This is a genomic window from Pseudooceanicola batsensis HTCC2597 (assembly GCF_000152725.1).
GTDB classification, from domain to species: domain Bacteria; phylum Pseudomonadota; class Alphaproteobacteria; order Rhodobacterales; family Rhodobacteraceae; genus Pseudooceanicola; species Pseudooceanicola batsensis.
Genome location: NZ_CH724132.1, coordinates 32703 through 52266 on the forward strand (window position 1 = coordinate 32703; position 19564 = coordinate 52266).

Genomic DNA, 19564 nt, shown 5'->3' on the forward strand with positions numbered 1-19564 from the left:
GCTCTCCGGACATACGCACCGAAAGCAGCGAAGGGCCGGTATTTGAGCAACTCAGAACGCTCAAATTCTCGTAGCATGATGGCAAAGCTGTCTTTGTCAGCGCTAGTAGTTCACCTGTTCGAAGCCGTAGTTGCCCTCATAGTCACGCCAATCGACGAAGACAGATCGGTGATAGATACCCGGGCAATTCTGGCCCCAACGTTCAAGTCCCACATGGGCCTCGGGCAGGGCAGTTATGGAAGATCGCTGCCATGAGAAATCGCCTTGGGTCCCGTAGGTGCCGAGGACCACGGTCGCGCTTCGGTTACAATCCCCATCGCGCCCGGAATCGTGCTGTCGTGCATACCGTACATCGAAGACGCGGATGGACCGAACGAAATTGAACTCTGGCCCGCTGATATCGATGTCCGCGCGGTCCTGAACAAGCCGCAGGGTGAAATCTGTGGGAACGAGATTATCTACTGGCAAGGATTGGAGCGGTCGACGGCTGTCGGTCCGGTACAAGGCTTGAATGATGCGGTCAGCATTGTTTGATTGCCGATCGCTCTCATAGGACGCGCCCATGGGACAGCGCCAGATTTGCAGTGGGGGTTCCACCGGCCAAGGCGTAATCCGCCGGATGAATTCGGCGCGGGCTCGGGCGCAAGGGACGGAAGCAGGCCAGCCGCCAGACAGGCACAGGAGGATCGCGCAATCGATCGGGTATGTCTGCGCGCGGGCGGGTACCGGCAGCGAAAAACCTGTCACGGTCAAAGCGACTGCGACCGAGGGGAGGAGCTTCTTGAGTAAATGGCGCATGCTGTGGAGCCTCCGTGATAGGAGTTCAGCATACATACGATAATATACTATCGCAACACTAAGTATAAAGACGCATAATGAAGTTTATGTTAACCAACTGGCGCCCTGAGCCGCTAAAACATTACGATTTGATAATGCCCCGGCAAGGGCAGTGCCACCGTACCAAAGTTACTCCTTTGCGAAAGGAGCGACCATGTTCAGAACTTTCGGATTGCTCTTGGGTCTCGCAACTGCTGTAGTTCTTTTGTTTATGGTTTCGAACAGATGCTGTCTTCTGCGAAGGCATCTGATTGAAAGCTACTCTACCTTTCACTTGCCCAGGCGATTGCCGCCTTCATTTCCGCCGGGTCGAACTAACGGAGTTCTGCCGTGGTCAGCACGTCGGCGAACCTGGTTCCCCACTCCAACAAAGCCCCTTCGCCCACCACAGCGACGCGGCGGAAGTCATTCCTATGGGCTGTGTCGATTTTCAGATCTTCGAGCAGAGCGGACGGCCCATCGTAGCCTTCGAACCTCGTGAGATCGAGAACCAGGCCGGGCTTACTTGTCTCTTGCAGGCGCTCATGAAGCAGGGCGTGCATCCGTTTCAGGTCGCTTTCGCTGAGCTTGCCCTCGCAGGCGAGGCCAATCGTGTCGTCATGAGCTGTCAGTGTCTCGGTGAACATGGTTTTCCTCCTCTTTTTCCGGTTTGCCGTGACCGTAAAGGTCAGCGTTTTCGTGTGCGCGGTCTTCGTGCTCAAATTCCAGACTCGAATGACCGATGCTGAAATCGTCCTTCAGCCGGTCCTTGATCGCGGCCTTGATCTTTTCGATTTGACCCCAGCCGTCCGCTGTCAGCACGACGTGGCAGTCCAGAGCCGCCTCGTGCTCCTGCATCTGCCACAGATGCACGTGATGAACGTCCGCGACACCATCCACACCCCGCATCGCCTGAACGACGGTTTCATTATCGATGTCCGGTGGACTGCCGAGCATCAGCGTCCGAATCGGACCGCCGATCTCGGTAAATGCGAGGTAGAGGATGTAGAGAGCGATGCCGATGGTGATCGCCGGGTCGACCCACCGCATGTTGTAGAGGAGGATGAGCGAGCCGCCGATGATGACCGCCACGGAGGCCAAAGCGTCCGATAGGTTGTGCAGGAAGAGCGCACGGATGTTCACGCTGCCTTTCTGCATCGAATAGGTGAGCAGCGCCGTCAACGTGTCGACGACCAGTGCCACACCGCCCAGGATCACCACCGTCCAGCCCTGTACCTCTGGTGGGTCGATCATGCGCATGCCACCCTCGTAGATCAGGTAGAAGCCGATCAGGATAAGTGTCGTGTAGTTGATGAGCGCTGCGACGATTTCTACCCGCCCATAGCCGAAGGTCATGCGCTTGTCCGCCGGGCGGCGAGCGATCTTACGCGCGAAGAAGGCGATCACCAGCGACGCTATGTCCGAGAAATTGTGGAGGGCATCCGCGATCAGCGCGAGGCTGCCGGAAAGGATCCCGCCGACGATCTGCGCGACCGTCAGGAGGCCGTTGGCCCAGATGGCGATGGAGACGCGACGATCACCGGATTGAGGATCGATGTGGGCGTGGCCGTGATCATGCGGCACGGTTCGTCTCCTCATGGCGGTGGTTCGGCCGATCGAATCCGGGGACCGGCGGCAAGATTCCGCGGCGGATGCGGCGAACCCTGGCATTCATCCAGTGACGGATGACGTGGCGATAGAGCAAGTCGCGCACAAATCCGAAGTTCTGGCGGTGATTGACCCATCCGTCGCCCAAGTCCACCTCTACCCAGGAGTGGAGGATTTCGGACGGCGCGAGGGGATAGACGAGTTCCGGAACGACGCCTCTCTGAAGCGCCTTGTGGATTGTGAACCCGTGCAGTCGGCAGCGAACTCCCACGCCACGCAGCAGGGCCATGAGGAGCGTGCCCTTGGTGTTGCACTGCCCGTGGCCATCTGCGAGGACCTCGGACGCCGGAATGTCGTCGGCGCGGTTGTAGCCGAAGGTAATCTCGTTCCTGACGAAATCGTAGATGGCCCCAATTCGGTCGTCGCTGGGAAGGTCTGCCCAGCCGCGCTCCTCGATCAGTTTTGCAATTGAGGTCGCGTCAAAATCCAGCAGCCGGGTTTTGGCCAAATGAGGGTCGGCGGGGTTCACGGGATACCTCCTCGAATCGTTCACGAGAATATGTAGTTGCTACAGTCACTGTAGCTTCAAGCCCCGATTTCAGGCCGAGTCCTTGGTTACCTGATCGTCATTGTGCACCGCCTTGTGGTGTTCACCATGCGCGTCTCTCAGGATTCCGACGCCACCCCAGGCCGCGATGCCGGCGACAATCACGCCCACGACAAGGTCCGGCCAATTCGTTCCGAGCCAGGCTACGAGCCCGCCTGCGACGACGATTCCGAGATTGGCCGCGAAGTCGTTCCAGCTGAACGTATTCGCCGCTCGGATGTTTACGTCTGGATCGCGAAGCCGTGCCAGCAGCCAGACGCAAAGTGCGTTGATGGCCGCCGCTACCAGCGCCATGACAATCATGATCGTGCCAAGAGGATCCGATCCGCCGACGTAGCGGCGCCACGCGTCATACAGGATTCCAAGGGCGAAGAGGATCAGCAGGCCGCCCGAAACGTTCGCCGCTCCGCGCTTCCACTTGGCGGAGCGGGACAGCGCGAAGAGGCTGATCGCGTAGACGAAACTGTCCGACAGATTGTCGAGGCCATTGGCGATAAGCGCGCTTGACTCGCCGAATGCGCCCGAGGCGAAGAAAGCGACTGCCAGCCCGATGTTGAGACCCAGCACGATCCAGAGTGTGCGTCTTTCCGTTGCGTTTCTCTGCTCCGCCATGCCGGGTATCCAAATTAGTGAATTGCCAATGAGTAACTAACACCGGGCTTTTTGCGTTCCGATCAAAGGTCGTCGAAATTGCTCAGGCGCCGATCTCTTCATGGTCGGTCAGGCATTCGGAATGGTCGCGCAGTACCTCGAGCACACGGCAATCAGAAGTCTGTCCGCCGCTGCACTCATGCACCATCCGCTTCAATTCCGTCCGCAGCGCCTCGAGCCGCGCCAATCGTTGCTCGACCTGTTTGAGTTGCCGACGGGCTATTGCATCCGCCTCAGCGCAGGACTTTCCCGGATGATCGCTGAGATCGAGGAGCTCACGGATCGCGTCCAACGAGAACCCCAGTTGCCGTGCGTGCCGGACGAATGACAAGCGGTCGAGTTCGGCGTCGCCATAGCGTCGTTGGCCCCCCTCGGTCCTGCCGGGCTCAGGCATAAGTCCGATCTGCTCGTAATACCGGATGGTCTGCACCTTTGTTCCGGTCTTCTTCGCCAGCGTCCCAATCGTCAGCATTTCCGCTCCCCACATTACCTACAGTGGGTGTAGCTTTATGCGGTGCGCATCACAAGCTTCACCCGAGTTTCACAGATCGGTGATTGTTGGCCGATCGATGACAATCACGCTTGAACCTACAGTAGCTAGAGGATGTAAACGCACACAAAATATAGAATCAGGTTCGGGCGGAGCGGCGTGAGGCTTTCAGGTCTTCAGAAGGTATTGTGGGTGTTGGCGGGCGCGGCGGCGTTCGTTTTCATCTGGCTGTTGCTATGGTCCGACTACCGTGCCGATCTTGCCCGCACCGAGAGTGAACCACCGTTTCTTGCTGATTTCGAACTGACCGATCATCGCGGCATGGTCCAAACGGACGAAGATTTCGCAGGGCGCTGGATGCTGGTCTTCTTTGGCTTCACCAATTGCCCCGACGTCTGTCCGACAACACTGTCCGAAGTCGCGGCCGTGATGGAGGGCCTGGGCGATGAGGCAGCAATGGTTCAGCCGATTTTCATAACGATTGATCCGGAGCGGGATACGCCGACTGCACTTGCCGAGTATGTGCCCCTGTTCGACGCAGGGATCATCGGGCTGACCGGTACACCGGAGCAGATCGCCGCGACATCCGAAACCTTTCCGATATTCTTTGAGCGGATCGAGCAGGCGACTGCGCCGGGCGGATACACGATGGGTCACACGTCGCATCTTTTCCTTTTCGACACGCAAGCAGGCTTCGCGGACTCCTGGCCCTACGGCACGCCCGCCGAAGAGATCCTCGCCGATCTGAGACAGAGGATCTGATCGTCATGACCCGACTTTCCGGAGAGACGGCCCTTGGCCTGGCCTGGATCATCGCGCTCACCGCGTCGCTTGCCGTGCTCTTCATCGGCGAGGTTCTGGGGCAGACACCTTGCGTGCTCTGCTGGTTCCAGCGTGCCTTCATGTTCCCCTTGGCCATCATCCTCGGGCTTGGGCTGTGGTGGCAGGATCGGCGCGTGGGTCGCTACGGGATCGCGCTGGCTTTGGGCGGTGCCGCCGTCGCGCTTTGGCACTTGGGCCTCTATGTCGGCGTTATCCCCGAGCGTATCCAGCCCTGCACGGCGACCGGCCCATCCTGTACCGACGACAATCAACTGGTCTTCGGCATTCCGATTCCTTTGATGGCGCTCGTCGCCTTCGCGATGATCGGTCTGCTGTCGGCTCTCTCACTGAAGGAAACACAAAAATGAAACGACGCGGCCTCATCCTGTCCGTTCTCGCGCTCGGGGTCGCCGGTTTCGGCGGTGCCGCCTGGTATGCCACCCGCCCCGACCCGATTGCCGCGTCCGATCCCATCGACCCTGAAATGGCCGACGCGCTGATCCGACCCTATTCCCCGATCCTCGGGCCCGAGGATGCGCCCGTAACCATCGTTGAATTCTTCGACCCGGCCTGCGAGGCATGCCGCGCTTTCTATCCGGTCGTCGAGGATATCATGGCGGAGCACGGAGACGCGGTGCGCGTTGTAATCCGCTATACGCCTTTTCACGGCGAGGCGTCGGTAGAAGCGATCCGTGTGCTCGAGGCGGCGCGCATGCAGGACGTGTTTGAACCTGTGCTCGAGGCAGTCTTGCGAGAGCAGCCCAGATGGGCGTCTCACGGGACCCCGGCACCCGGATTGATCCTTGAGATTGCAGCAAGCGGAGGTCTGGATGTCGAAGCTGCCCGGACACAGATGCTGGCCCCCGGTGTTGTGGCGGTGCTCAACCAGGACCGCGCCGATGTCGAGACAGTCGGGGTCCGCCAAACGCCCACGTTCTTCGTGAACGGCAAGCCTCTCGATCCGTTCGGTGAGGCCGAATTGCAGAGGCTGGTGGCAGTGGAAGTTGCGGCAAGCCAAAGCTGATTTGCGGAGGCAGGAGAAACGAGTGGTGAAGAAGTTGAGATATACCAATGCATTGGCCGTGCTTTTGACGGTTGCAGGGCTGTCGGCCCCCGCACTGGCCGGTTCGGAGGATGTCGTGGTCGAGAATGCGTGGTCCCGCGCCTCGATCGGCGTCAACAGGCCAGGTGCCGCCTATATGACCGTGCGCAACACGGGTGAAGACGCCGTTACGCTGACCGGACTTGCGACACCGCTGGCAATGATGCCCGAGATCCATGAGTCGAAAACCAACTCCGATGGCGTCAGTTCCATGGCGCCTGCAGGCGAGATCACGATTGAGCCCGGCCAAAGCGTGGCATTGGAGCCGGGCGGGTTGCACGCCATGCTCATGAAGCTGCAAGAGCCGATGACCGAAGGCGAGAATTTCCCGCTGACACTGACCTTCTCGGATGGCGGCAAGGTGACGGTCGAGGTCCCAATCCTCGGAATCGCCGCGCGTGGACCGGAGGGCTGATGCAACGTCGGCAGCTCCTTCTATACGGCGCAGCCGGTGCCGGCGTTCTTGGCCTGACGCTCTTCGTGGGCTGGTGGCGGGTGGACGGGCCCGGTGCGCCTGAACCAAAAGGGCAGCGGCCCCTGCCCCTATCGGCGATGGAGTTCCGGCTGACCGACCACGAGGAAAATGAGGTAGGGCCTGGCAACCTGATCGGTCGTCCCACAATGGTGTTTTTCGGGTTCACCTACTGCCCGGACGTCTGCCCGACGACCCTATCGGATATTTCCGGCTGGCTTGAGGAACTGGGCGACGAAGCATCAGAGATGAACGTGGTCTTCATCACGGTCGACCCGGAGCGGGACACGGTCGAGGCCATGGCCGAATATGTCGGCTATTTTCATCCGGTCATTCGTGGCTGGACGGGGCCGGAAGACCAAATTGCCCGCGCTGCAGAAGGGTTTCGTGCCTCATTTGAGCGCGTCCCGACTGAGGGCGGCGGCTATACGATGAACCATACGGCAAGCGTATTCCTGTTCGATGCCGAGGGTGAGCTCGTCACCATGATCGACTATCACGAGCAAAGAGAATTCGCGGTGCCGAAGATCCAGCGCGCACTGACAGAAGACGTAGAGGGGGCAACATGAAGATAAGAACTGTCTTGGCGGCCGTTGCGGTCGCAGGCGCATTTTCGGTGACCGCCATCGCCATCTCTGGCGTTCTGTCCAAAGAACCGGTGCCCCCTGCGATTGCTGAAGCGACCCTCTGGACTCCCAATCCGCTTGCGCCGCCTCGGATTACCGAAACCAATTCGGTCCGCCCTACACTCGCCCAGGCGGATATCGCATTCGAGTTCAGACCCCGGCCGCTCCTGACCGTTTCCCCCGCTGATACCTCCTTGCCATCTATCGAGCCCCCGCTGGTCACCTGGTCGCGGGAGATTGCGTCCGGCGAGACGCTTGATGCGGTCCTTTCCGATGCGGGGCTGGATGCTTCGGATCGCGCCGAAATCGCCTTGGCGATTGGCACGGAATACGATCTGCGCCGTCTGCGTCCGGGTCACATCATTACGGTGGTTTCCACAACGGACGACAACCCGCGTCGTGTAGAGCTCGCCGTCGAAGACGGTGTCCGGATAGAGGCGGTCTTCGGCGAACAGCTTGCCGCCCGCGTGTTGGACCCGGATCCCGAATTGGTGACTTTCGCCGGCGAGGCGGTGATCGAGAGCTCGATTTTCGCCGCCCTGAACACGGCAGACATCCCCGCCCGTTTTGCGGTGGACCTGGCGCAGATGCTGGGCGGCACCGTGGATTTCCGTCGTGATCTTGCGGGTGGCGAGACGATGCGCCTCCTTTGGCGCGAGGCCCGAGACGGGAACAAGAGGATTGGTCAGCCCGAGCTTGCCTTTGCCGCACTGGATATCGATGGCTCGGTCTATGAAATCGTCTGGCCGAACGACGGCAGCGGCCAAGCGACGATCTATGTCGACGGAGAAGTCCTGCGCGTGTTTGCGCAACCGGTCGAAGGTGCACGGCTGAGTTCTGTGTTCGGGCGCCGCACCCATCCGGTCTACGGCAATGTACGGATGCACACAGGAGTCGACTTCGCGGCGGCGCGCGGCACGCCGGTACAGGCGACGGCGCCGGGCCGCGTTAGCTTCATCGGCCGACGCGGTGGGTATGGCCGGGTCGTCGAGATCGCTCATGGCTCCGACACCCTGACGCGCTATGCGCATCTGAGCGCCGTACCGGACGGGCTCACACAAGGGCAACGCGTGATGGCCGGAGATATGATCGGGCGGGTCGGTGCGACGGGTACCGCGACAGGCCCCAACCTACATTACGAAGTGCTGGTGGACGGTCGCCCAACCGACCCTCTCTCTGACGACCGATTGGCAGAGGCGGCCGAGCGTGAAGCGGACGACACGGCCGCGCTTGAGCGACTGCGTGAGGCGCGTTCACTTCTTGCTGAGAGGCTCGCCAGCGAATTTGCACAGACGACAACCGAAAGGCTTTGATCCATGAAACGATTTACTCCCGCCCTTGCCATCGCATTTGCCTTGCTTCCTGCGGCGCAGGCCGTCGCAGAGGCGATTCAGATCGACGTCCGGAAGACAAACGGCTGCGGCTGTTGCCTGTCCTGGATGAAGCACCTCGAGGAGAATGGCTTCGCGCCGATGGGCGAGGACATGTTCGGAGGATCTCTTGTGCGCTTCAAACTCGACAATGGCGTGCCGCAGCGCATGGTCTCCTGCCATACGGCTTTGGTCGACGGCTATGTGATCGAGGGCCACGTGCCGGCGGCTGACATCCAACGCCTGCTGGAGGACCGGCCAGACGCGGTAGGCCTGGCGGTGCCGGGAATGCCCTACGGGTCGCCCGGCATGGGACCGGAGGACGACCGGGAGGCTTACGATGTCTTCCTGATCCACGAAGACGGATCGACCGAGGTCTACACCAGCTACTCGGCTCCTGACTGAACTCGCGGCAGAACCTTAACAATTGGAACCCCTCTCCCCCATAGCGCTTGGCTTTCTTGGAAGCCTGGCCGCCGGATCGCTGACCGCGGTCGGGGCGGTCCCCGTTCTTTTTGGGCGCATCCCGTCCCGGGCCACGCGCGATCTGCTGCTTGGCTTCGCGGCGGGTGTCATGCTCGCGGCTTCGTTCTTCTCGCTGATCATCCCGGCTCTCGACGCAGCTGAAGGACAGTTCGACAACGGTGCTCTCCCGGCGGCCATCGTATGTGTTGCGATCCTGCTTGGCATGGGCGCGATCGCTCTGATGAACGAACGGCTACCGCATGAACATTTCAAGACGGGGCGGGAAGGTCCCGACGCCGCATCGCTGCGGCGCGTCTGGCTTTTCATCATCGCGATCACTATCCACAATTTTCCCGAAGGGCTTGCCGTCGGCGTCGGGTTCGGGGCTGACGGTTTGTCGGGCGGGTTGCCACTTGCGATCGGTATTGGATTACAGAATGCCCCCGAAGGTCTGGCGGTGGCGGTTTCGTTGCTCGGCGAGGGCTATTCCAGGCTTCGCGCCTGGGGCATCGCCGCTCTGACCGGTCTCGTCGAGCCCGTCGGTGGACTTCTCGGCGCAGGGATTATCAGTCTTTCGCAACCGCTGCTGCCCTGGGGTCTCGCCTTCGCAGCAGGTGCGATGCTCTACGTCATCAGCCACGAGATCATTCCGGAAACCCACCGATCCGGCCATCAGAACAGGGCGACGCTCGGCCTCGCCGTTGGTCTTGTGATCATGTTGTTCCTCGACGTCTGGCTGGGATAAGCTGATGAGAACTTGCCTCTTCGTCGGTCTGCTTGCTGCGCTGATCGCCTTTCTTGTCGATCAGGCAACGAAGGCAATCGTTGTGTCCAATGCGACTGTTCTTAGTTCCGGCGTATCGGTCTTTCCCGGCTTCAATCTCATCTACCTGCGCAATGACGGAGTGACCTTCGGGCTTCTCGGCGGCGCGCCGTGGTGGAGCCTTGTCTTACTGGCGCTTGGCATCTGCGTCTGGCTGGCGTTCATGCTGGTCCGTACCAGCAGCCGGGTCGAGGCCATTGCCTATGGTGCGATCATCGGCGGTGCACTCGGCAATATTCTGGACCGCCTGCGCTATCGTGCGGTGACGGATTTCCTCGATTTCTACATCGGGACGGCGCACTGGCCTGCCTTCAACATGGCCGATGTTTTTGTGGTTGGCGGCGTGATGCTGCTGCTCATTGCGCCGTGGGTTGGCGCTCGACTTCAGACCGATTCATGAAGCCGGGATTGCCGCAGTTCGTTAGTGAGGACCTGAACCTGTTCCAGCGCATGGGTCTTGCCCTTGCTGCCGGCGGATTGACGGTTTTGACTCTTCCGCCGTTTTCTTGGCTCATCGCGGTCCCTGTCGCCTTCTCCGTGCTCTTTATCGTTCTCCGGAACATCTCAACCTCGCGCGCTTTCCTTGTCGGTTGGGCTTTCGGACTGGGCCAATTCGGGATTGGAATTTCCTGGATCGCCGAGAGCTTTTACGTCGATGCCGAACGTTTCGGCGCACTGGCGATTCCGGCGGTCGCGGGTCTGTCCGCCGGACTTGCCATCTTCCCGGGCATGGCGGCGATGCTTTTTGCCGCCATCATGCAGCGCCGAGCTGTCGGCGGCATTGCGGCGGGCCTGCTGTTTGCAACCTGCTGGGTGGCCACGGAATGGCTGCGGGGTCATGTCCTGACAGGGTTTCCCTGGAACCTTGCCGCTTATGCCCTTGTCGACTATGCCGCCCTGCGCCAACCCGCCGCCTGGGTCGGAAGCTACGGTTTGGGCTTTCTCACGGTCTTCATCGGCATATTGCCAGGTGTGTTGACTGTGGCGGCGCCAAAGAGACGCGCGCCTGTTCTCGTGCTCTTCGCCGTTGCTGTGGCGGGTTTCTGGGTTGGCGGTGCGCTTCGGTCAGGGCAGGACGTGCCGCCGACAGACGTTGCTTTGCGCATCGTCCAAGGCAATGTGCCACAAGTCGAGAAGTGGGTACCGGGCAGCCGCCAGCGAACCTTGGAAAAATACCTGGGCTTGTCCGCGCAACCCGGACGTTTCGATTTGCTGCTTTGGCCGGAAACGGCCTTCCCCGGCTTTCTGGACGAAGATGCTGCGGCACGCGCGCGGATATCTGCAGCTTTGCCAGACGGCAGGATCCTACTGACAGGTGCGCCTGACCGAGTGGAGGGCGATGGGGGAACCAGATATTTCAACACGGTTCAGGCCTATGACGGCAGCGGCGAGGTTCTGACGGGGTATGCAAAACATCATCTTGTTCCGTTCGGGGAATATGTGCCCCTGAAAGGCTGGCTGCCCATCGAGCGGCTGACCGAAGGGTTGGGCGATTTCACGCCGGGACCAGGGCCGCGCACGCTGGCGATCCCTGGCGCGCCTCTGGTCGCGGTGGCGATCTGTTACGAGATCATCTTTCCGGGCCACGTGGTCGATGACCTTTTCCGCCCCGACTGGATATTCAACGCCACAAATGATGCCTGGTTCGGAACCAGCATCGGACCCGAGCAGCACCTCGCCTCCGCGCGGATGCGCGCGGTCGAGGAGGGACTTCCCGTGGTCCGGGCGGCCAACACTGGGATATCCGCGATCATCGACGCCAATGGAAATGTCGTCGCGCGTCTTGATACCGGGGAAACAGGCACCATTGATGCCGGCCTGCCGGGCGCGCGTACTCCAACGCCCTATGCGCGGTTCGGCGACTGGACCTTGTTGGTTCTTGTTTTTGGGTGCTGGGTCTTCGGCTGGCTGGCCAGTTTGCTCGGACGAGATCCCGATGCGCGGCATTTTGGAACGGAGGTATCCTGATGCTTGTGATCGTGAGCGCTATCGGAGGCGCGATCTGGGGTGGCTATCTGGCACGACGGAGGAGGGGGAATCACCTGGATATCCTCCAATATGCGGTAGCGTCTGCGATCGCCTTCGGACTTGTCGCCCTGTTTGCAACCATCGTGCTGTCGCGGGTCCTCGGCTAGCGAGCTTCGAAATTGCGCAAACGTGTCAGCGGCTTGAAGACCTGATAGCTCGAGGTCCCGATAGAGAATCGCGCGAATGTGCATCTAGGCGAGCTCATTTCTGATTGAGCCGTCGCTCGAACGCCTCCAATGTCGTCCCGCTGACGTGATGCTCGATCCCTTCCGCATCGCGTTCCGCGGTCTCTTCGTCGATTCCCAGGCTCAGAAGAAAGGCGACGACGACCCTGTGGCGGCGTCGACAGATCTCCGCGAGGTCCTGCCCGGCATCGGTGAGGAATATCGCGCGGTATGGCTCCCGCCGGACCAGACCAGCAGCCTTGAGCCGCGAGATGTTCTTGGTCACGGTCGGCGGCTTCACGCCAAGCCGCTCGGCGATCTCGACCGGTCTGGCCTCCCCGCGCGTCTCGATCAGTTCCGCGATCAGTTCGACGTAATCCTCCGCCATCTCGCTTTCATGTGCCTGACGCACGGTCGCAAAGCCATCGGCCTGCGCCTCGGGAGCCCGGTCGACCGCTTCGAATGGCTCACGCCCTTGTGATTGTAGCTTTGTCATACTCGGGACTTTGCAGCGAAACAGCGGGATTGACAACTTGTTTGCTTCGGGTAGATAAGTTAGCCATGTCTAACTTTTTACTTTGGAGGCCGTGGTGATGCGAAATATTATGAGAGTGCTGCTCGCCACACTCGCAAGTGCGCTCCTCCTGTCCGGACCTGTCGCCGCGACGCCGGCCAAGGAGGCGCCTTGGCTTCCCGAGGCAGCGGCCTACCGTCTGACGCTCTTTCTTGGAAATCTCGAGCCTCTGCCCTGGGACGACATCGAGACCGCCTGGACGGAACCCTACCGGGGTTCGGAATTCTCTGTCGGGGCGCTGGCGTGGCTGGACCGCAAAAGCGATATCGAGCTACCGAAACCGCCGGATCAATGACCGTGCGCCAGTGCTCCTTTCGCCATCTGCTCGCCCACCGGTTCTCCGCCTGAAGGCCCGGCCTCAACCTGATGGCCGTTCAGGAGCCGAAGTGCGTTGGCGACCACCAGCAGAGACACGCCTACATCCGCAGCAATGGCGCCCCACATTGAGGCCATACCGAACGCGGTCAGCCCGACGAACAGCGCCTTGGTCGCCAGCGATATGCCGATATTCTGGTGGATGATCGTCATGGCACGGCGCGAATGGCCGATAAGCCAGGGTACCTTGCCGATGTCGTCGGTCATCAGCGCGATGTCGGCCGTCTCGATCGCGGCATCCGATCCGACAGCGCCCATGGCGATGGCATAATGCGCCCGCGCCATGGCCGGTGCGTCATTCACACCGTCGCCGATCATCGCCACCATGTCGTGGCTTTCGACGAGTTCCTCAATGGCCGTCACCTTGTCTTCTGGCAAAAGTTCGGCGCGCACCTCGTCGATGCCGACTTCGGCTGCCACCGCGCGCGCGGTGCGTTCGTTGTCGCCCGTCAACATCACGATGGTCTTCACACCCTGCGCATGCAGACGCGCAACGATCCCCTTTGCATCTGGGCGGATGCGGTCGCGAAGCTCCAGTACGCCGGTCACGCCGGTCTCGTCACCCACGGCAACGAGGGTGCTCCCTGCCCCTTCGATCCGATCCCGCAGATCCGCCGGAATGGCATTGCCGAACCCCTTCTCTTCGGCGAAGCGATCCGAGCCGAGCCAGATAGCGCGCCCGTCGGCGCGTCCTTCCAGACCGCGCCCGGGCACGGTACGGGTGTCCTCTGCGGCAGACACGGAAACACCATCGGCTTCGGCGCGCGAGAGGATGGCGCGTGCCAGCGGGTGTGAAGACCGCGCCTCCAGGCTTGCTGCCAGCGCCATGAGATCGCGTGCGGAAACGCCGACCAGTGGGTGAACCGCCGCCACCTCAGGCTCGCCCATGGTGATCGTCCCGGTCTTGTCCATCGCCAGTGCCGTGGTCCGCCCCGGCGCCTCGACATAGGCGCCGCCCTTGATGAGCACCCCCGCCCGTGCCGACGCGGTCAGCGCTGCCACGATGGAGACCGGCGTAGAAATGACCAGCGCGCAAGGACATGCGATGACCAGAAGGACCAGAGCATTGTAGAACCAGTAGTCCCAGGCGCCGCCGAGCAGCAGTGGCGGCACCAGCGCGATGGCGATCGCCAAAGCCATCACGATGGGTGTGTAGATGCGCGCGAACTTGGCCACCCACTGTTCGACCGGCGCGCGGCGGGCATGGGCATCGCCCACCATGCGAATGATTTTCGCGAGCACCGTGTCCGAGGCGGCCTTCGTCGCCCGCACCGTCAGTGTGCCCTCGCCGTTGATCGTGCCGGCATAGACCTCGTCGCCTGGTTCCTTGGGCACTAGCGCGCTTTCCCCAGTAATTGGGGCCTGATCGACGGCCCCTGCCCCGTCCACGACCTCACCGTCGAGGGGGATCCGGTCGCCGCCGCGCACGATAAACCTTGCATTGACTGCCACGGCCGCGGCCGGAACGTCGGATTCAGATCCGTCGTCGTAAAGAACCCGCGCCGTTGGCGGCGCCAGATCGAGGAGCGCGGAAACCGCATTACGCGCCCGCCCCACGCTCCAGCTCTCAAGATAAAGCGAAAGCGAGAAGAAGAAGGCGACCGTCGCGGCCTCAAAAAACTCGCCGAGGCCGATGGCGCCCGCGACGGCCACCACCATGAGCAGGTTCATGTCGGGGCTAAGCCTCCGCGCCGAAGACCAGGCCTTGGGCGCGACAAGCCAGACGCCAAAAAGAATCGCGACGGCGAAGATCCCTGCTTCCACCATAGGCATAGGCACCTCGCCATGGCCCGCAAAGAGCCCGAGCGCGCCGCCCATGCCGGTCTCGACAATGTGAAAAAGGAATCCCGCCGCCCAGAAGCCGCCGCTCAACGAGGTAAAGCGCTTCTGACGTGCCAGATGCGCCGCCTGGTCCTCTGCTGCGTTGTCGGCATCCCATGGCTTGGCGCTCATGCCGGTCGTTGCGACCAACTGCGTGACTTCGTCGTCTGGTATCCTCTCGGCGCTATCGAGGATGGTCATTCGCCCGTTGATCACGTCGAATGCCAGGTGTTCGGTTCCGCCCACTTTCGGCCCGACAACCCGGTTCAGGATCGCCACCTCTTCGGCGCAATCGAGCCCGGAGACCTGAAAGCTCCTTCCGCCAGACGGCGCTGGCGCCGTGGACGCGACGTCCTTGCTGGCGTCGCAACAGGAGTTGCCTCTTGGGTCAGAATGCTCTTGATCACCCGGATGGCCGTGATCGTTGCGGTTGCCGTCGGAAGACATGGATTGACCTCAGGATTCATTGATTCCACATTGACATAGCCCCTACAGTAACTAGAGCTTCAAGGGCAACAAGTGGATATTCGTCCAGCAAGAAAGGCGCCCTGCGGAGGCTTGAAGCTAGCCGCCCCCTTGAAACGACGCGGTTGGAGCAACGCTTGCCGGTACGAAGCGATCAGAATGAGTGAGGTAGACATGCAGAAACGAAACGCGCCGATTATCGCAGCGACATTGGTGCTTGCTGGCTGCGCGGTGCCAACGCTGGACGACGGCGGCGCTCGCAACGAAGTGGGAAGTGTTCCCGAGGCCGTCATTGCCCTTGCTGCGCCTGGTCAGGATCTCACCACGGCGCGGCTTCGTCCCGAGGATGGCTGTTATTGGTATGAACACAGCGGTCCGGTGGAAAACACCTTGGTTCCGCTACGCTCGGCAGGTGGCAACCCCATCTGCACTTCGCGCCAGTCCTGATCAGCCCATAGATGCGTCAAGCCCACGCGTAACACATGATGCGCCAGTCAACTTCTCGGGGTGACGCTGTCTTCCGCCGAGTACAGGAATGCCGTCGAGCCAATCTCGACGTTGGGATAGAGATCATTGATGTGTGCCATGACCATTCGGACGCAGCCGGAACTCGCACGGCCGCCAATGCTTCTTGGATACGGTGTCCCGTGAATCCTTAGATAGGTGTCTCGGTCGCCGACGAAGAGATAGAGGGCTCGCGATCCGAGCGCGTTTTCAGGTCCGGGTTCCATACCGTCAGCGATATCGGCGTAAAGCTCTGGGTCGCGGTCGATCATGTTTTGTGTCGGCTGCCAATGCGGCCACCTGACCTTGCGCTTGATCGTATAGGTGCCCGGTTCGTAAAGTTTACCGCGCGCGATCGCCACGCCATAGCGCATCGCCGTGCCGCCTTCTTCGATGTGGTAGAGATAGCGCGCAACAGCATCGACATGGATATCACCGGGTACAAGTCCGTCCTTCGCGAGGACCCGCTGTGGCAGGAAGCGAGGGTGAAGGCCCCAAGGGTTGGACGTGGCCGGGTCGTAGCCGGGAGGTGTAACCTGTGCGTCCCAAGCTGCCTTCTGCGCATCGGTAGGCCACGTGTCTGCAAGGAGCGGGCTGGATATCGATGCCGAAAACAGCGCGGTGGTCGTCTGGATGAAATGTCGTCTTGTCAGCATATAGATTGCTCCGTTCACGCATTGGACGGCAAACCGAACCTTACCCCGAACGCAGTGTTGTTCGCCCGGGAAGGAGTGAGGCGTTATTGGCAACTTGCTCCATGGTGCCGTTCTTTGTCGGTGGCTTAACTCCTAAAGCTACTAGAGGTTCAAGAAAATTTTCTGTTATCAATAGACGCTGCTACTAATGGAGCTATCCGATCCGTCCCAGAACCGGAAATACGTCGAGCATCCAGTATGACAGCGCGCTCAACTGCCCTGTCATCATCGCCAGCCCCATCAAGATCATCACTATGCCCGCAAGCTGGTGGAGGCGGCGGCCAACCCGGCCGATGGCCCGCAACCGTCCCGCGATCTGGTCGGTGAATCCGGCCACGATCAGAAACGGTATTCCAAGGCCGGCGGAATAGACGGCAAGCAGCATGATACCTTCGCCCATCGTGGCACTCGCCGCACTGGCTGTCAGGATCGCGCCGAGGATCGGGCCGATGCACGGAGTCCAGCCGAAACCGAAGGCAAGACCGAGGACATAGGACGCAGCGGGTTGGCCCCCGGGGATGTTGAGATTGAATCGGAAGTCGCGTTCCATGACCGAAACACGCGCGGCTCCTATCATGAAGAGCCCGAAGAAAATGATGATGCCGCCCCCAACGAGGTTGAGTTCATACCGCCACCGAAGCAGGGCCTGACCCATTGCAGTCGCGGATGCGCCAAGTCCCATGAAGATGGTGGAGAAGCCGAGGACAAAACACAGGCTCAGCCAGACCGCGCGCGACGGCGAAGCGCCGACCACCCCGCCCTCAGCGGCTGTGCGCCCGGTTACGTAGGAGACATAACCTGGCACAAGAGGTAGCACGCAGGGGGACAGAAATGATATCGTGCCGGCTAGGAGGGCGGCGGTGAGGGCGCGCGCCAAGTGATGTCTTCGTCGACCCAGATCAGCAGGGACCCCCGCTTGCGCAGCGATGCGTTGTAGCTGGACCAGTTGGTCGTACGATAGCGGGCGGGAGATGGGTTGCTCATGGAATGCGGCTAACAGCATGGGTTCGCGAAGGGAATCCTGAGGCGTCAGACTTGTGCAACAACGCCCCGTATCATCGACCTAGTGGTGCCCACATGGCAGGCTATTTCAATGGATAGATTTTTCTCTATCAGTATGCCCGCGGCTCAGTTTGTTAGAAATGTCCTGCTGTTCAGCTTCGCTGCATTACTGCCGGTCCTGTTGTTCTACGTCTTACTGGCTCCGGGCTTTGCTCCGGCTCTTGCTGCCGGCGGACCGGCACTCATGCGCTTACTAAGGCAGGTTGCGACCAACGGTTTGCCCGTGGTTTTTGCCGTCAACTATGTCAGTTTTTTCCTTTTCGCTATGACAAAGCAACCAAAGGCGGGCTCAAGAGACACGGCGTTTTTCGTGCTGGTCGATGTCTTGCTCAGAGCCCTTCTCTTTCCAGGTCTCCACGTGCTGATATACGTTCTATCTGCCGACTGGTTCGGGTCATTCGGCGGCAATCGTTCAACCGCTTTGGCGGTTGTATCCCCGACTCTTGCGCGTTCGGCGTTTTTCGAGAACATCTCCGGCGTTTACCTCTATGCGACTATGATAAGCGCGTTGCCGCTCTACGTCTCGGCTTTCGGGCGGTCGGAATTTCTTGGACCGGTTGTACGTCGCTTGCCCATGAACACGGGCGTGATGCTGCTTGCCCTGGCTGCGTTTGCCTTGTCGGTCGGGCTGATCACGATCGGCGCACAAGGCATCGCATCTCTTCAGGCCAGGTGATGGCAGGCTAATCACCGTGGGCGTGGGCGGGGGCGGGGGCGACTTGCGGTGCCACCCATTGCGACAAGTAAACGCGCTCGAAGGCGAACACAGCGATCATCCCGACAGCGGCGTAGAGAACGATCATCGGGTCGCTTTGAAGCTTCATCACGGTGAAAGCTGCCAGTACTATCGCATCGAGCGCCAGGGCAGTCAAAAGCACGATACCGAAGGCGCCGACGTCTGCTCGACGATAGCGGAACACGCCCCAATGTATGATCATGTCCATGACGAGGTAAAAGAAAGCACCGAGGGATGCGATCCGGCCTAAATCAAAGAGCACGGCCAACGTCGCGGCGATGACGACAGTATAGACCAGGGTGTGGCGTTGGATGGGACCTGGCATACCGAAGTGGCTGTGCGGGATCATTTCCATGTCGGTCAGCATCGCCAGCATACGCGACACCGCGAAGACGCTGGCCAGAACGCCGGACGCCGTTGCGACAGCGGCCAGGATCACCGTGAGTATGAAGCCGGTTTGTCCAAGGGCGGGCTGCGCCGCTTGTGCCAGCGAATAGTCACGCGCTGAGATGATCTCCTCGATCGTGAGACTCGAACCGACCCCGTAGGCGACCAACAGGTAGACGACGACGCAGATTCCGATAGAGAACATGATCGCTCGGCCAACATTGCGATTTGGTTCAGTGATCTCGGCTCCGCTGTTGGTGATCGTGGTGAATCCCTTGAACGCAAGGATGGCCAGCGCCGTAGAGGCGATGAACCCCGTGAGCCCGTAGGATTGTGAGGTCTCGGACGCCGCGGCGAACGCAAAACCACTGGACCACAGGGCCGCGATGCCAAACAGAGCTATGCCTCCGATCTTGATCGCGGCCATGATCAACGAGAACAGCCCGACCGAGCGGTTTCCGGCCATGTTCACCAAAAAGGCGAAAACGATCACGGCCACAGCCAGAGCGGGGACCAATGGGCCACCTTCGATATCGAAAGGGCGCAGGACATAGGTGGCGAAGGTTCGCGCGACGAGGCTTTCCGCGATCACCATGCTGAGCGCCATCAGCAGTGCGGCCCCGCCCGCGATGGCTCCGGGGCCATAGCATTTCTGCAGGATCATGGCGATGCCACCCGAGGACGGCCATTTGTTCGACATCCTGATGTAGCTGTAGGCGCTGAAGCTTGTGACGACCGCGCCGGCGATGAATGCAAGCGGGAAAAGCGGGCCGGCGAGCTGCGCGATTTGCCCCGTCAACGCAAAGATTCCAGCGCCGATCATCACGCCTGTCCCCATCGCAACGGCTCCGCCCAGACTGATGGAATTTTCGCGGTACGTTTCTTTTTCGCTCTGCATAAA

General features: G+C 60.8%; 24 protein-coding genes and 1 pseudogene. 13 read left to right on the forward strand and 12 right to left on the reverse strand.

The window, feature by feature from the left end:
- Window positions 1-102: 102 nt before the first annotated feature.
- From OB2597_RS20295 to OB2597_RS20320, 6 genes are all read right to left on the reverse strand, one after another.
- Window positions 103-798 carry a hypothetical protein gene (locus tag OB2597_RS20295; protein ID WP_238529769.1) on the reverse strand — a complete coding sequence of 232 codons (696 nt, stop codon included), beginning with the start codon at window positions 796-798 and terminating at the stop codon, window positions 103-105.
- Between the two features lie 353 nt (window positions 799-1151).
- Window positions 1152-1463, reverse strand: coding sequence for a SpoIIAA family protein (locus OB2597_RS20300; protein ID WP_007803481.1), 312 nt, complete (start codon window positions 1461-1463; stop codon window positions 1152-1154).
- Complete coding sequence (locus tag OB2597_RS20305; RefSeq protein ID WP_009807491.1) at window positions 1435-2400, reverse strand: cation diffusion facilitator family transporter; 966 nt, start codon at window positions 2398-2400, stop codon at window positions 1435-1437. Before OB2597_RS20305 ends, OB2597_RS20300 begins: the two co-directional genes overlap by 29 nt.
- Entirely contained in the window at window positions 2390-2953 is a 564-nt protein-coding gene (locus OB2597_RS20310) for a transglutaminase-like domain-containing protein (RefSeq protein ID WP_007803479.1), read from the reverse strand. Before OB2597_RS20310 ends, OB2597_RS20305 begins: the two co-directional genes overlap by 11 nt.
- Window positions 2954-3022: 69 nt before the next feature.
- On the reverse strand, window positions 3023-3643 hold the full coding sequence (locus OB2597_RS20315) for a cation transporter (protein ID WP_008327361.1): 621 nt from the start codon (window positions 3641-3643) through the stop codon (window positions 3023-3025).
- A gap of 82 nt (window positions 3644-3725) precedes the next feature.
- Window positions 3726-4154, reverse strand: a complete 429-nt coding sequence (locus OB2597_RS20320) for a MerR family transcriptional regulator (RefSeq protein WP_007803476.1) — start codon at window positions 4152-4154, stop codon at window positions 3726-3728.
- Window positions 4155-4367: 213 nt separating this feature from the next.
- Here OB2597_RS20320 and OB2597_RS20325 point away from each other — a divergent pair, with 213 nt between their 5' ends.
- The 10 genes from OB2597_RS20325 to lnt are packed head-to-tail and all read left to right on the forward strand — an operon-like array spanning window position 4368 to window position 11820.
- The gene (locus OB2597_RS20325; RefSeq protein WP_007803475.1) at window positions 4368-4934 is read left to right on the forward strand and encodes an SCO family protein; all 567 of its coding nucleotides are present in this window, start codon (window positions 4368-4370) and stop codon (window positions 4932-4934) included.
- Between the two features lie 5 nt (window positions 4935-4939).
- A complete protein-coding gene (locus OB2597_RS20330) occupies window positions 4940-5362 on the forward strand; it encodes a disulfide bond formation protein B (RefSeq protein ID WP_007803474.1) in 423 nt (140 codons plus the stop codon).
- Complete coding sequence (locus OB2597_RS20335) at window positions 5359-6018, forward strand: DsbA family protein (protein WP_007803472.1); 660 nt, start codon at window positions 5359-5361, stop codon at window positions 6016-6018. Before OB2597_RS20330 ends, OB2597_RS20335 begins: the two co-directional genes overlap by 4 nt.
- Before the next feature lie 22 nt (window positions 6019-6040).
- The gene (locus OB2597_RS20340) at window positions 6041-6511 is read left to right on the forward strand and encodes a copper chaperone PCu(A)C (RefSeq protein WP_008327335.1); all 471 of its coding nucleotides are present in this window, start codon (window positions 6041-6043) and stop codon (window positions 6509-6511) included.
- A complete protein-coding gene (locus OB2597_RS20345) occupies window positions 6511-7137 on the forward strand; it encodes an SCO family protein (protein ID WP_007803468.1) in 627 nt (208 codons plus the stop codon). Before OB2597_RS20340 ends, OB2597_RS20345 begins: the two co-directional genes overlap by 1 nt.
- Window positions 7134-8507, forward strand: a complete 1374-nt coding sequence (locus tag OB2597_RS20350) for a M23 family metallopeptidase (protein ID WP_007803467.1) — start codon at window positions 7134-7136, stop codon at window positions 8505-8507. The genes OB2597_RS20345 and OB2597_RS20350 overlap by 4 nt, the downstream gene beginning before the upstream one ends.
- 3 nt (window positions 8508-8510) lie before the next feature.
- The gene (locus tag OB2597_RS20355; protein ID WP_007803465.1) at window positions 8511-8969 is read left to right on the forward strand and encodes a DUF411 domain-containing protein; all 459 of its coding nucleotides are present in this window, start codon (window positions 8511-8513) and stop codon (window positions 8967-8969) included.
- A 22-nt stretch (window positions 8970-8991) separates the two neighbouring features.
- Entirely contained in the window at window positions 8992-9774 is a 783-nt protein-coding gene (locus tag OB2597_RS20360) for a ZIP family metal transporter (RefSeq protein ID WP_007803463.1), read from the forward strand.
- Between the two features lie 4 nt (window positions 9775-9778).
- Window positions 9779-10252, forward strand: coding sequence for a signal peptidase II (gene lspA, locus OB2597_RS20365; RefSeq protein WP_007803461.1), 474 nt, complete (start codon window positions 9779-9781; stop codon window positions 10250-10252).
- On the forward strand, window positions 10249-11820 hold the full coding sequence (gene lnt / locus OB2597_RS20370) for an apolipoprotein N-acyltransferase (protein WP_009807490.1): 1572 nt from the start codon (window positions 10249-10251) through the stop codon (window positions 11818-11820). The genes lspA and lnt overlap by 4 nt, the downstream gene beginning before the upstream one ends.
- A 261-nt stretch (window positions 11821-12081) precedes the next feature.
- Here lnt and mntR read toward each other — a convergent pair whose 3' ends face one another.
- Window positions 12082-12540: a manganese-binding transcriptional regulator MntR gene (gene mntR, locus OB2597_RS20380; RefSeq protein ID WP_008327326.1), complete on the reverse strand. Its 459-nt coding sequence runs from the start codon at window positions 12538-12540 to the stop codon at window positions 12082-12084.
- Window positions 12541-12637: 97 nt separating this feature from the next.
- Between mntR and OB2597_RS20385 the strand changes: the two genes are divergently transcribed.
- Window positions 12638-12913, forward strand: a complete 276-nt coding sequence (locus OB2597_RS20385) for a hypothetical protein (protein ID WP_012187175.1) — start codon at window positions 12638-12640, stop codon at window positions 12911-12913.
- On the opposite strand, the gene OB2597_RS20390 is transcribed toward OB2597_RS20385, so the two are convergent.
- A complete protein-coding gene (locus OB2597_RS20390) occupies window positions 12907-15261 on the reverse strand; it encodes a heavy metal translocating P-type ATPase (protein ID WP_207287124.1) in 2355 nt (784 codons plus the stop codon). The two genes, OB2597_RS20385 and OB2597_RS20390, sit on opposite strands and share 7 nt — an antisense overlap.
- A 177-nt stretch (window positions 15262-15438) precedes the next feature.
- On the opposite strand from OB2597_RS20390, the gene OB2597_RS21585 reads away from it, so the two are divergent.
- Window positions 15439-15726, forward strand: coding sequence for a hypothetical protein (locus tag OB2597_RS21585; RefSeq protein WP_369817429.1), 288 nt, complete (start codon window positions 15439-15441; stop codon window positions 15724-15726).
- A gap of 47 nt (window positions 15727-15773) precedes the next feature.
- On the opposite strand, the gene OB2597_RS20395 is transcribed toward OB2597_RS21585, so the two are convergent.
- The 3 genes and pseudogenes from OB2597_RS20395 to OB2597_RS22010 form a co-directional block, all read right to left on the reverse strand.
- A complete protein-coding gene (locus OB2597_RS20395; RefSeq protein WP_007803448.1) occupies window positions 15774-16439 on the reverse strand; it encodes a L,D-transpeptidase in 666 nt (221 codons plus the stop codon).
- 193 nt (window positions 16440-16632) lie between these two features.
- A complete protein-coding gene (locus OB2597_RS20400) occupies window positions 16633-17355 on the reverse strand; it encodes a cytochrome c biogenesis CcdA family protein (RefSeq protein ID WP_007803446.1) in 723 nt (240 codons plus the stop codon).
- Window positions 17343-17462 (reverse strand): annotated as a pseudogene (locus OB2597_RS22010) (IS5/IS1182 family transposase); the annotation flags it as partial. The gene OB2597_RS20400 and the pseudogene OB2597_RS22010, both read right to left, overlap by 13 nt.
- Window positions 17463-17571: 109 nt before the next feature.
- Between OB2597_RS22010 and OB2597_RS20405 the strand changes: the two are divergent.
- Entirely contained in the window at window positions 17572-18216 is a 645-nt protein-coding gene (locus OB2597_RS20405) for a hypothetical protein (RefSeq protein ID WP_007803445.1), read from the forward strand.
- A gap of 7 nt (window positions 18217-18223) precedes the next feature.
- Here OB2597_RS20405 and OB2597_RS20410 read toward each other — a convergent pair whose 3' ends face one another.
- Window positions 18224-19561, reverse strand: a complete 1338-nt coding sequence (locus tag OB2597_RS20410; RefSeq protein WP_007803442.1) for an APC family permease — start codon at window positions 19559-19561, stop codon at window positions 18224-18226.
- Window positions 19562-19564 lie beyond the last annotated feature (3 nt).